The sequence below is a fragment of the Hydrogenophaga sp. genome (assembly GCF_030373245.1).
GTDB lineage: Bacteria > Pseudomonadota > Gammaproteobacteria > Burkholderiales > Burkholderiaceae_C > Hydrogenophaga.
Window position 1 is genome coordinate 200502 of record NZ_JAUCZF010000004.1, and the last position, 12313, is coordinate 212814.

A 12313-nucleotide genomic window follows, 5' to 3' on the forward strand; every position below is an offset into this window, starting at 1 on the left:
GGGCGTCGGTCTGCGGGCTGGACCACCTGGCGATTTCCCCGACAATGACCGCATGTCTGACACCTCTGCGCCCTCCGATTCCCCTGTTTTGCTGCTGGTGGACGGCTCCAGCTACCTCTACCGCGCATTTTTTGCCGGCGGCGAAAGCATGAGCACCACCTTGGCCGATGGCACGGTGCAAAAAACCGGCGCCATTCGCATCCTGATCAACATGATGCAAAAGCTGATCAAGGACTACCCGAGCGCCTATGCCGCCTGCGTGTTCGATGCCAAGGGCCCGACGTTCCGCGACGCGATCTACCCGGCCTACAAGGAGCAGCGCAGTCCCATGCCTGACGATCTGCGCTCGCAGATCGCGCCGATCCACGAGGTGGTCAGGCTAATGGGCTGGCCCGTGCTTGATGTGCCCGGGGTCGAGGCCGATGACGTGATTGGCACGCTGGCGGTGGCCGCGGCGAAGCAAGGCATGAAGGTGGTGATCTCCAGCGGCGACAAGGATCTGGCGCAACTGGTCAACGAGCAGATCACCATCGTCGACACCATGAGCGGCAAGCGGCGCGATCTGGCCGGTGTGCAGGAAGAGTTTGGAGTGCCCGCCAGCCTGATGGTGGACTACCAGATTCTGGTGGGTGACTCCGTGGACAACGTGCCCGGTGTGAACAAGGTCGGCCCAAAAACCGCGGTTAAGTGGCTGAACGAATACGGTTCGCTGCAGGGCATCGTGGACCATGCGGCGAACATCACGGGCGCGGTGGGCGAAAACCTGCGCCAGGCGCTCGACTGGTTGCCCACCGCGCGCCAGCTGCTGACCGTCAAGACAGATTGCGATTTGAATGGCTGGGTGCCCGACCTGCCCTCGCTGGAGGCGATCCGCATTCGCGAGCCCATGACCGAGCCGCTGCGCGTCTTTTACGAGACCTATGGATTCAAGGGGCTGGCCAAGTCTGTGGCTGGTGCCGAGCCGAAGGCCGCACCGGTGCCTTCAGCAGCGAAACCGGGCGCAGCCGCCGCACCGGGCCTGTTTGACGAGGCGGCGCCAGACGGCCCCAGCGCGGCGTCGACCATGGCCTACGACACTGTGCTGACCTGGGACGTGTTCGACGCCTGGCTGCAGCGCGTCATGGCGGCGGAGCTGGTGGCCGTGGACACCGAAACCACGTCGCTGGATGAGATGGTGGCGCAGATCGTGGGCATCAGCTTCAGCGTGAAGCCCGGCGAAGCGGCCTACATCCCGCTGGCCCATGCCGGGCCTGACGCGCCGGCTCAGCTGCCCATGGACGAGGTGCTGGCGAGGCTCAAACCCTGGCTGGAAAACCCGGCCCATCTGAAACTCGGGCAGCACGTCAAGTACGACCGCCACGTGTTCGCCAACCACGGCATCGAGGTGCGGGGCTATGCACACGACACCATGCTGCAAAGTTATGTGCTCGAGGTGCACAAGCCCCATGGCCTGGCCAGCCTGGCCGAGCGCCACCTGGGCCGCAGCGGCATCGCTTACGAGGACCTGTGTGGCAAAGGCGCGCACCAGATCCCGTTTGCGCAGGTCGATGTGGCCAAGGCCGCTGAGTATTCGTGTGAAGACAGCGACCAGACGCTGGACGTGCACCGCGTTCTTTGGCCGCAATTGCAGGCAGACGACAAGTTGCGTTTCATCTACGAACTGGAGATCGCCAGCAGCGAGGCGCTGTACCGCGTCGAGCGCAACGGTGTGCTGATCGACGCGCCCACGCTGGCCAAACAAAGCCACGAGCTGGGCCGGCGCATCCACGCGCTGGAGCAGGAGGCATACGACATTGCTGGCCAGCCGTTCAACCTGGCCAGTCCCAAGCAGCTGGGCGAGATCTTCTTCGACAAGCTCGGCATGCCGGTGATCAAGAAGACCGCGACCGGCGCGCGCAGCACCGACGAAGAGGTGCTGGAGAAACTGGCCGAAGACTATCCGCTGCCGGCCAAGCTGCTGGAGCACCGCGGTCTGTCCAAACTCAAAGGCACCTACACCGACAAGCTGGCCCAGCTCGCTTTGCCGCGCACCGGACGCGTGCACACCCACTACGCACAAGCCGTGGCGGTGACCGGTCGGCTCTCCAGCAACGACCCCAACCTGCAGAACATCCCCATTCGCACGCCGGAAGGCCGTCGCGTGCGCGAAGCGTTTGTGGCGCCGGCGGGCAGCGTGATCGTCAGTGCCGACTATTCTCAAATCGAGCTGCGCATCATGGCCCACCTCAGCAGCGACGCTGCGTTGTTGCGTGCGTTCCAGGCGGGAGAAGATGTGCACCGGGCCACGGCAGCCGAGGTGTTCGGTGTGGACGTGACGGAGGTGAGCCACGAGCAGCGTCGCTACGCCAAGGTCATCAACTTCGGCCTCATTTACGGCATGGGCACATTCGGTTTGGCCAAGTCCCTGGGCATCGACAACACCGCAGCCAAGAACTACATCACTCGCTATTTCGAACGCTTCTCCGGCGTCAAGCAGTACATGGATGACACCCGTGCCTTGGCCAAGGCGCAGGGCTATGTGGAGACGGTGTTCGGCCGCAAGCTGGTGCTGCCTGATATCCAGAATGCCAAAGGCGCCAAACTCGCCGCGCTCGAACGCCAGGCCATCAACGCCCCCATGCAAGGCACCGCGGCTGATCTCATCAAGCTCGCCATGGTCGAGGTGCAAAAGGCGCTGGATCAGCAGGGGAAGGCCTCGAAGATGATCATGCAGGTGCACGACGAGCTGGTGTTTGAGGTGCCCGAGACCGAAATCGACTGGCTGAAAGCCGAGGTGCCCAGGCTGATGGCCGGCGTGGCCGAGCTCCAGGTGCCGCTGCTGGCCGAGGTGGGCGTGGGACCCAACTGGGATCAGGCGCACTGAAGCGCCTGCTCACCCCGCAGCGCTCACCTCAAACGCTGGCTTTGCGCTGGCGCGGTCTCATCCAGCCCATGACCGCATAGGTGATGATGACGGTGGCCACCAGGCCAACCCCATACACCAGCGCAATCAAAAACCAGTCGGCCGGCCCGCCAGCGTCGGTGAAGCCTGAGGACGACACCTTGGCCATGATCACCAGCGCCACGCCGCCGCCGAGCAGACCCAGCAGTTCGGCGTACACCAGTCGCCGCGAGACGATGCCGCGTTCGCGCAGCACCAGGGTCACAAGGGCCACCACCGCCACCACGGCCGCCAGCAGCATCACCCACAGCATGGGGCCCAGCATCTCCTGGAACACCGCCAGGAACACCATCGGATCGAGTTCTTGCATCTGGGTTCTCCTTGGTCGTTACAGGGCTCAGGCGCGGCCGCGCAGCATGCTGAGGTAGGTGGGCTTGAGCGCCATGGTCTTCATGACCCAGCTGATCCAGAGCTCCTCCAGCGGCGCGATCACGCCAGGGAACGACATGACCAGGTTGTTGTTGTAGTCGAACTCGATCAGCATGGCCTGACCCAGGCGGGTGATGAGCGGGCAGCTGGTGTAACCGTTGTAGACCGCCTTCGAGGGCTGGCCTGTGATGTCGCCGATCAGGTGTGCAACAGCCACCGGCACCTGCCATTTCACGCTGGCTGCCGTCTTGCCTTTGGGTACACCTGCCACGTCGCCCACACCGAACACGTTGGGGTAGCGTTTGTGACGCAGCGTCTCGCGGTCCACCTCCATCCAGCCATCAGCCGCAAACGGGCCTTCGGTCCAGGGCAGCGGGCTGTTGCGCACCACTTCGGGCGCGCGCATCGGCGGGATCACGTTGATGAAGTCGTAAGGCTGATCGTGTGTGCCGGCCGGTGTGCTGAAGGTAGCGATGCGCTTGTCCAGATCAATCGCCTGCATCACATGGTCCTGGTGCACCTTGACGCCGCGATCGTCAAACAGCATGCGCACCTTCTCGGACACGATGGGTACGCCAAACAGCGACTTCGCATGCGCCATGTAGTGGATCTCGGCTTTGCCTCGGTTGCCGCGGCGGCGCAGGTGGTCGTCGGTGATGAAGGTGTATTTGAGCGGCGCGCCTGCGCACTTCATCTCGCCGGCCGGGCGGCCAAACACGCCGATGCCACCCTGGTCGGCGAATTGCGACATCGCAGCATAGGTGGCCGATGCGGCCTGGGGCCCGAAGTAGATGCTGCCCATGCCGTTCTGACCAATGCGCGCGGTGTTCATGCCCTGAATGCCGGCGTAGTTCAGCTCCAGGCCCAGCGCCACGATGAGGTAGTCATAGGGAATCACCTGACCGCTTTCGGTCACCACCTTCTGGCCTTCCGGATCGATCTCGGCCACTTTCTCCGCCACCAGTTCCGCGCCCTTGGGCAGGTAGTCGGCGGTGGTCGAGACGGTGTAGTTCTGGGGCTTGATACCGGCGGCCACCAGGGTGAAGCCGGGCTGGTACCAGTGTTCCTTTTTCGGGTCGATGACGGTGATCCTGGCGCCGTCCAGCGCCGAGGCCAGACGGTTGGCAGCGGTCAGGCCTGCAGCACCACCACCGGCGATCACGATGCGCGCCTGTGTCTTGTGCGTGTCGGCCTGAGCTGGCCTGGGGGTCTGTGCCACCGCCACGGCCAGCGGCAGGACACCCAGACTGGCCAGGAAGCGGCGACGTTCTTTTTCGATTGGCGAGGCCGGGGTATCGGGGCGGCGGGGTTCGACCATGTTTGTCTCCTTTGGCAGCGGGTTTTGTATACCCCTGGGAGTGTCAAACTATAGGCTTGGAGCAGGGCGAATCGGTTGACAATTGTCAAAGTTCGATGTCGATCGCTGTAGCATCTGCCTTCCCCGCCTTCAGTGCGCATTTCTGGCGGTCCCGTTTAGGTGGCTTCATGCAGCGCGGTCTGTCGCCTTGGGCACCCGCTGAACCTTTTTGCTTCCACGCCATCCATCCGGCTGCGCACTGCGCCTTTCACCGCCTCAATCAACACCCTTCAGGAGACGCCCATGCTCAACGACAACCTGACCCAAGACCTCGATGCCCTCCTGCCCGGGCAGTCGAACGCCCAAGGCACCACCCGCCGCACCGCCCTGAAAGCCGCGCTCGGCGTGGGGTATGCGGCATCGGCGCTGCCCATCATGGCGCAGACGGCGATCAAGACCCCTTCCACCGGGCTCACCACGGGCGAGGTGATGATCGATGTCAACGGTTTCAAGATGCCCGCCTACCGAGCATCACCCGAAGGCAAGACCGGTTTGCCGGTGGTGCTGGTGTTGTCGGAAATTTTTGGTGTGCACGAGTACATCGCCGACACCGCTCGCCGATTTGCCCAGGCGGGCTACCTGGCAATTGCACCCGAGCTGTTTGTGCGCCAGGGCGACGCGCAGAGCTACGGCGAGATGGCCAAGCTGATCGCCGAGGTGATTTCCAAGGTGCCCGACGCCCAGGTGATGCAAGACCTGGACGCCACGGTCCAGTGGGCAGCGGCCAACGGCGGTGACACCAGCAAGCTGGGCGTGACCGGCTTTTGCTGGGGCGGGCGACAGACCTGGCTGTACGCTGCGCACAACCCCAAGGTCAAGGCCGGTGTGGCCTGGTACGGGCGACTGGTCGGCCAGGTCTCGGACCTCACACCCCGTCACCCTGTGGATGTGGGCGCCAAGCTGAACGGCCCTGTGCTCGGGCTCTACGGCGCAGCCGACACCGGAATCCCGCTTGACACGGTTGATAAGATGAAGGCCGTGCTCAGCGGCGGGAATGCGGCCTCCAAGGCTTCGACTTTCGTCGTTTATCCCGATGCGCCGCACGCCTTCCACGCCGACTACCGGCCCAGCTTCCGCAAGGAAGCGGCCGAGGACGGCTGGAAGCGTGCCGTCGAATGGTTCAAGCAGCACGGCGTGGCCTGACCAGGCCTCGCTGGCTGCCACGAGGGCCGCAGATGCGGCCCTTTTTTGTGTCTGACTTCTTGCTCACAACGGTTTTTTTGCCATGACCCTGATTGCGATCCTCCTCGGCACGGTGGCCGCTGGCGTGGGCAGTGTCTGGCTGGCTGCCTTCCTGAGCTTTGCCATGCTGGCGCGCTTCACCACGCACATGCTGAGCCTGGCCGCGGGCGCGCTCATGGCCACCGCGTTCATGCACCTGCTGCCCGAGGCGTTCGAGAGCCAGGCGGGTGCGCATGAGCTGTTTGCCTGGCTGCTCGGCGGGCTGGTGTTTTTCTTCCTGCTCGACAAGGCCGAGCTGTGGCACCACGGCCATGAGCACCATCACGGCATTCCCGACCCGGCAGCGCCCGCCCAGGTCAAGCACGCAGAGGCTGGCGGCCATGCCGGGCACCATCACGGCCATCACCATGCCCACGGCAGTGAACAACGTGCCGGCGGCTGGACGGTGCTGGCTGGCGACAGCGTGCATGCGTTTGGTGACGGCATCCTGATTGCGTCGGCTTTCCTGGCCGACATGCGTCTGGGCGTGGTCGCGGCGCTGGCGGTGCTGGCCCATGAGGTGCCGCACCACATGGGCGATCTGGTGGTCTTGCGCCAGACCTCGGGCACCGAGCGTGCGGCGCTGGTCAAGGTATCGCTGGCCGGCACGGTGACCGCCATCGGGGGTTTGACCGGCTACTTCCTGTTGTCGCGTTTCGAGAACTTCCTGCCGTACTTCCTGGTGCTGGCCTCCAGCAGCTTTGTCTACGTGGCCCTGGCCGATCTGATCCCGCAACTGCAGAAGCGCCTGAGCCTGCGCGAGACCGCAGGGCAGGTGGCGTGGCTGGGGGCCGGCATCGCGCTGGTGACGCTGGTCAGCCGCCTGGCCCATCACGCGCATTGAACGGGTGATTCAAGCTCGGCGATGGGGGTCGTCACGGCCGCCATGCCCGTTTGGTGCTGACTCACTGCAAGCGCTGCGCTTCACTGCACCATCAGACGGGCCGTCCAGGCTTGCCTTGGTTTCCGCGCCTCTCCCCTCATCCCACAGGCACCCAGCCGAGCACGGCGCGAGTTTTGAGCACAGTCCCTAGGTGGCGTGCCCGAACAGGAACTGGAACACGGCGCCGCGACCCACCGCACCTTCCCCCGCGATGTGACCGCCATGCCGCTCAAGGATGCGGCGCACGGTGGCCAGGCCAATGCCGGAACCCTGGAACTCGCTGGGCTGGTGCAGCCGGGTGAAAGGCTTGAACAAGCGATCAGAACGGCTCATGTCAAATCCCGCCCCGTTGTCGCGCACGAAAAATACTGGCATTTCGCCCGGCTGAGTGGGCATGCTGCCGAACTCGATGCGAGGCTGGGGGGTCTTGCGCGAGTACTTCCAGGCATTGCCCAGCAGGTTTTCGAGAACGATTTGCGCCAGGCGCGCATCGCAGTGGGCGATCAGCCCGGGCTGGATGCTCACGTCCACGGCGTGCTCCGGGTCACGGTGCCGTTCCTGCCGGATCACATCCTCGGCGATCTCGCTCAGGTTCACATCGGTGCGCTGCAGCTGGGTCTGGCTGACCCGCGCCAGTGCCAGCAGGTCGTTGATCAGCCCGTGCATGCGCTGCGCCGACGCCATGACGCGAGAAATCAGCATCTGGTCGTCGGTTGTGAAACGCGGCGCGGCCTGCTCCTGCAGCAGGTGCATGAAGCCGTCGATGGAGCGAAGCGGCGATTTCAGGTCGTGCGACACCGAGTAGGCGAAGGTGTCGAGCTCGCGGTTGAGCAACTCCAGCTCAGCCGTGCGGTCGGCCACCCGCTGTTCCAGCGTGGTCTGCAGTTTGTGCAGGTCGCGGTCGCGGTGCAGGCGCAACAGCTCGGCATTGCAGCGGCTGGCGAAGATGGTGATCAGGGCCTGCGTGTCGGCGGTGGGCTCGGTGTTCTCCAGCCAGAACACACCGAGCAGACCGACCGCGGTGCCATCGTCATCGCGCATGGCCACGCCCGCGAACGAGCGCAGCGGGTAGGCATCTGGATCGGGACACAGGGTCCGCACCTCGTCCGGACTCAGCTGGGTAAACCACAGTCCGGGCGAGCTCAGGGTGCGGGTTAAGGGCGAGCCATTGAGGTTGAGCGTGGCGTCCAGGTCCGATGTCCCCTGACAGGCCAGGGCCAGCGAAGTGAGTCCGCCCTCGGGTCGGGTCTCCGCCACCACCGCGCCGTGCGCCCCGACGGCTTGCGCGAGCTGCTGCACCAGCGACTGGAAAAATGCCTCGCCAGTCTGCGCCGACACGCCCTTGGCCACCCGCATGAGCAGCGCGGCCTTGCGCTTTTCTTCGCTGACATTCAGGGTGAACGCCAGGTTGCACGGCTCGTTCTCCAGCTCGATGAGTTCAGACCAGATCTTCACGTCCACCGCCTCGCCTTGTTTGTTTCGCATGCGGGTTTCGTAGCCCAGCAGCCGCCCTTGGCGACTCAGCGCATCGATGTAGGCGTTGCGATCGGTCTCGCTCAGCCAGACCCCGGCTGCCATCGAGGTGCGCGCCATGAAGTCTTCGCGGGAATAGCCCAGCACGCGCTCATTGGCCGGGTTGACCTCGAGAAACAGGCCGTCGGATGTGCGGGTGATGGTCATGCCCAGTGGACTGAAGTTGAAGGCCTTGGAGAAGCGCTCTTCCGATCTCTTCAAGGCCTGGCGCGCGGCCACTTCGGCGCTGACATCCAGCAGCATGGTGATCACCAGCGGATCATTGCCCGCCTGCACAAATTCGGCGAACACCACGCAGTCGAATGCTTCGCCGTTGGCGCGCAGGCCGCGCGCGGCCAGGTTGTGCACCCGACCCTGGGTGGTCAACTGCTGGCGAAACGCGGCTTGCTGAGCTTCGTCCGCCCACATGCTGGGCGGCGCCTGGCCAATCAGGCGCTCGCGTGAGTAGCCCATCATCTGAACAAAGGCCTCGTTCACCTCCAGCACGGCCCGGGTATCCACGCGCTGCACCAGCGTGGCCGCCGGGTTGTTGCGGAACATGCCCATGAAGCGCGCTTCACTCTCCTGCAACGCCAGTGCCACCCGCTCCCAGTGCTGCAGAGTCCGCTGCTGCGCTTCGAAAGCCGCCTCCAGGCGGGTTCGCCCGTAGTACACGATCACCAGCAGGCAGCCCATCACGGCGGTCTGGGTCAGCCACAGGGCCCAGTCACCGGGCAGACGAGACGGGTGCATCCAGTTTTCCTGCTGGGCGAAGTTGAGCAAACCCAGCGAGGTCACCGCAACCAGCGCACTCCCTATCATGGCGCGCTGGTTCAAGTAGGTGCCGGCGCCGATCACGGCGGCCATGATGACCAGCACCCCCGCACTGCGCACCGATCCGTCGGCGATCACACCGGCGATACCCGCGGTCAGCACCACGACGATCATGAGCAGGGGAACTCGGTGCGACAGGCGGGTGTGCGACAGCCACAGCATGAGCACCGACGACAGCCAGAGTCCGGCGGCCACCAGGGCGATGCCCGTGGCCCCGCCACGCCACCAGAGTGCCAGCACGATGGCGGGAACGATGACGCTCAGCGTGAGCAGCAACACCCGCAGCGACCGCAGGCGCTGGGTGTCCAGGCTCTCCGCCGTGTCGATCTGACCGGGCGTCTGAAACAGGCTGGCTGAATAGTTCTCGCTCATGTCATCTCGCAGTCGGACTCGTTTGGACCGACCGGATCTGGACCCCGCTTTGCTGCGACTGCCTTCTGGCATCGCTCCGGCCATGGTGAAGCGGCCTCTTGCCAGTGAATGGCACAAGGACACCTCGTGGGTGACCGGCTTGCATCAGCGCGCTGCATCAACCCACCTTCCCATCGATCAAGCTGGCGTCTGACCCGCTGCCTTCGATGCGAGGGCTGAGCAGAGAAGGGCTTGCCGAGAGCGGCGATGACGTTCCCAGTCGAGAAGCTTCGCTCAACGTAAAGCGAAACGTCGCTCCGGCACCCGGCTCGGCCTCTCCACGGATGCTGCCGCCGTGCCGCTCCACGATGCGGTGCACCGTGGCCAGGCCGATGCCTGTGCCCTCGAATTCGCTGGGCATGTGCAGGCGCTGAAAGGGCTTGAAGAGCTTGTCCACCTGGGCCATATCGAAGCCCACGCCGTTGTCCCTAACGAAGAGTTCGCCGGGCCCGCCTGTCTCGCCGCCCAGCTGGCCCAGTTCAATCAGCGGATCGGTCCGTTTGCTGGTGTATTTCACCGAGTTGCCGAGCAGATTCTCCAGGGCAATGCGAACCAGTCGTTCGTCGCAATGTAAGGTCAGGCCGGGCGCAATCTGCCAGCGCAGAGCACGTTCGGGGTACTTCTCTTGTTCGCTCATCATGATCTGGTTCGCGAGAGCGCTCAAGTCCACCGGTGACAGCTCGAGCCGACCCTGACTGACCCGCGCCAGCGCCAGCAGATCGGCGATCAGGGCGCTCATTCGGCGGGTCGCACCGAGCACGCGCTCGAACAGCATCTGCTCCTCAGGCTGCAGGCGCCCGCCCAGCTGCTCGCCCAGCAACCGGGTGAAGCCGTCGATTGTGCGCAACGGCGACTTGAGATCGTGTGACACCGAGTAGGCGAAGGAGTCCAGCTCGGCGTTGAGCTTCTGCAACTCGGTCGTGCGGTCGTGCACCCGCCGCTCCAGCCCGGCATTGAGGCGCTGGATCTCGCGGTCGCGATGCAGGCGGACCAGCTCGGCGTTGGCCCGGCTGGCGAAAATCGCAATCAGGGCGCGGGCCTCGCTACCCAGTTGCACGGGCTGGCGCCAGTACGCGTTGAGCAGACCGATCGGCGTGCCGTCTTCATCGCGAAGCGACTGGCCGATGTAGGCCTGAAAACCCTCGCTGGTGATGATCGGGTGCTGTGCGAATTGCTGCGCAACTCCGCTTTCAAAGACACACAGATCGGGCTGGTCCAGCGCTGCGGCGCAAGGAGAGCCCGCGAGCGGGACGGTGAGGTTGTTGCCAGGGATGCCATCCCTCCAGACGGCGAGGGTACGCAGGTGCTCGTTGCTATCCAGTTCACCCACGCTGACCATGTCGGCGCCAATCGCCTGCGCCATGTGCAGCGTGAGTGCGCTGAACAAGGCGTCGCCAATCGGGCCAGCCATGCCGCTGCTGAGCGCCATCAGCTGGGCTTCGCGGCGCTTTTCTTCGGTGGTGTTGACAAAGCAGGAAAGGATGCAATCTTCGCCGTCGATCTCGATCCGCTCGGCCCACATCTTGGCGTCGATCAGCTGGCCATCGGCGTGCCGCATGCGGGTTTCATAGCCGCTCACATGACCTTCTCGCAGGATGCGCGCAATGAACGCCTGGCGCTCCTGCGGGCTCAGCCAGCCACCGGTGTCGAGGGTGGATTTGCCCAGAAGCTCTTGGCGCTGCAGACCCTGCACGGGATCGCGTGCCTGATTCACCTCCACGAAGGTGCCATCGCTCAGCCGGGTGATGGTCATCTTCAGCGGACTGAAGTTGAACGCCTTTGCAAACCGCTCTTCGGAGCGCTTCAGCTTTTCCAGTGCCAGCGTCTGCGCGCTGACATCGGTGACCGTGGTGATGATCAGCTTGTCCTCGGGGTCGTTGCCCATTTCGCTGCAGAGCAGCGCGTCGAAGGTGGTGCCGTCCGTGCGCAGGCCTTTGCACTGGAAATCGAGCACGTGGCGATGCTCCAACAGACGTTGCACGTAGGCGTCGCGTTGCCTGGCATCGGCCCAGAGAGCTGTGTCGTCACGGCCCTCGATCTGATCACGCGCAATGCCATAGCAGCGCTCGAACGCCGGATTGACATCCAGGATCAGACCATTGCGCGCCGACTGCGCCAGCATGGGCGTCGGGCTCGTGCGGAAGATGTGCGCAAAGCGCTCCAGGCTGCGGTCGCGCTCGCGCTCGGCACTTTGGCGCGCTTCAAGTGCTTTCAGCAATTGCTCTTGGGCTCGCCAGGTTCTTTCGCGGGCGTAGTAGACCACGAGGGCGATCACGGTGAAGATCGTCAGATAAGAGATCAAGGTTCTGAGGTCAACCTTCATCGATGGCGCCGTCATCAATCCCTGTTGCTCGACCCACAGGAGAATCGGCAGGGCGAGGAAGGTGAATAGCATTGAACCAATGAGGTCCGCGCGACCAAGGAAGATGCCGGCCGTGACCACAGCGGCTGCGAACATCATGACCCCCGGCGAGCGCAGGGAGCCAAACACGATGACCGATGCCACCGCCGCCAACAGCACCCCGGTCACCATCAGCCGCGCGACCAGACGGACATGCCCGCGACGAAGCAGAACGACGGCGATACCACCCAGCACGCAAATCATCGCGGGCGAAATGAAGTTTCGCGGCGTGACTGAAAAGAAATACATGTAGATCGCCAGCAGGCCGCCGCTGGAGGCCATCAACATGGCAACCAGTTTCAGCGTGGGCAGGGCGGCTGCGTCCAGCGCTGCAGTGGCGGTGGACGCACGAGTTTCAGGTTTCAAAGCAGTTGGACAGATTTA

The 12313-nt window shown here is 64.3% G+C and carries 7 protein-coding genes; 3 read left to right on the top strand and 4 right to left on the bottom strand.

Features of this window, described 5'->3' with window-relative positions; translation table 11 throughout:
• Window positions 1–52: 52 nt before the first annotated feature.
• Window positions 53–2863 (top strand): DNA polymerase I, encoded by a 2811-nt coding sequence (polA, locus tag QUV25_RS11195; protein WP_300863865.1) that lies wholly within the window; start codon window positions 53–55, stop codon window positions 2861–2863.
• 28 nt (window positions 2864–2891) lie between these two features.
• On the opposite strand, the gene QUV25_RS11200 is transcribed toward polA, so the two are convergent.
• Both QUV25_RS11200 and QUV25_RS11205 read right to left on the bottom strand, forming a co-directional pair.
• On the bottom strand, window positions 2892–3251 hold the full coding sequence (locus tag QUV25_RS11200) for a DUF5368 domain-containing protein (protein WP_300863866.1): 360 nt from the start codon (window positions 3249–3251) through the stop codon (window positions 2892–2894).
• A 27-nt stretch (window positions 3252–3278) separates the two neighbouring features.
• A complete protein-coding gene (locus QUV25_RS11205) occupies window positions 3279–4628 on the bottom strand; it encodes an FAD/NAD(P)-binding oxidoreductase (RefSeq protein WP_300863867.1) in 1350 nt (449 codons plus the stop codon).
• Window positions 4629–4910: 282 nt separating this feature from the next.
• On the opposite strand from QUV25_RS11205, the gene QUV25_RS11210 reads away from it, so the two are divergent.
• Together QUV25_RS11210 and QUV25_RS11215 are read left to right on the top strand one after the other, a co-directional pair.
• The gene (locus QUV25_RS11210) at window positions 4911–5810 is read left to right on the top strand and encodes a dienelactone hydrolase family protein (RefSeq protein WP_300863868.1); all 900 of its coding nucleotides are present in this window, start codon (window positions 4911–4913) and stop codon (window positions 5808–5810) included.
• Window positions 5811–5892: 82 nt separating this feature from the next.
• Window positions 5893–6732, top strand: coding sequence for a ZIP family metal transporter (locus tag QUV25_RS11215; RefSeq protein WP_300863869.1), 840 nt, complete (start codon window positions 5893–5895; stop codon window positions 6730–6732).
• A 186-nt stretch (window positions 6733–6918) separates the two neighbouring features.
• Here QUV25_RS11215 and QUV25_RS11220 read toward each other — a convergent pair whose 3' ends face one another.
• Both QUV25_RS11220 and QUV25_RS11225 read right to left on the bottom strand, forming a co-directional pair.
• Window positions 6919–9489 (bottom strand): PAS domain-containing sensor histidine kinase, encoded by a 2571-nt coding sequence (locus tag QUV25_RS11220; protein ID WP_300863870.1) that lies wholly within the window; start codon window positions 9487–9489, stop codon window positions 6919–6921.
• 157 nt (window positions 9490–9646) lie between these two features.
• Window positions 9647–12295 (bottom strand): PAS domain-containing sensor histidine kinase, encoded by a 2649-nt coding sequence (locus tag QUV25_RS11225; protein ID WP_300863871.1) that lies wholly within the window; start codon window positions 12293–12295, stop codon window positions 9647–9649.
• Window positions 12296–12313: the final 18 nt, after the last annotated feature.

What these genes read in the sequence shown, in the direction of transcription:
- polA (WP_300863865.1), top strand. Translation starts at nt 53, where the DNA reads ATGTCTGACACCTCTGCGCCCTCCGATTCCCCTGTTTTGCTGCTGGTG.
- QUV25_RS11200 (WP_300863866.1), bottom strand. Translation starts at nt 3,251, where the DNA reads ATGCAAGAACTCGATCCGATGGTGTTCCTGGCGGTGTTCCAGGAGATG.
- QUV25_RS11205 (WP_300863867.1), bottom strand. Translation starts at nt 4,628, where the DNA reads ATGGTCGAACCCCGCCGCCCCGATACCCCGGCCTCGCCAATCGAAAAA.
- QUV25_RS11210 (WP_300863868.1), top strand. Translation starts at nt 4,911, where the DNA reads ATGCTCAACGACAACCTGACCCAAGACCTCGATGCCCTCCTGCCCGGG.
- QUV25_RS11215 (WP_300863869.1), top strand. Translation starts at nt 5,893, where the DNA reads ATGACCCTGATTGCGATCCTCCTCGGCACGGTGGCCGCTGGCGTGGGC.
- QUV25_RS11220 (WP_300863870.1), bottom strand. Translation starts at nt 9,489, where the DNA reads ATGAGCGAGAACTATTCAGCCAGCCTGTTTCAGACGCCCGGTCAGATC.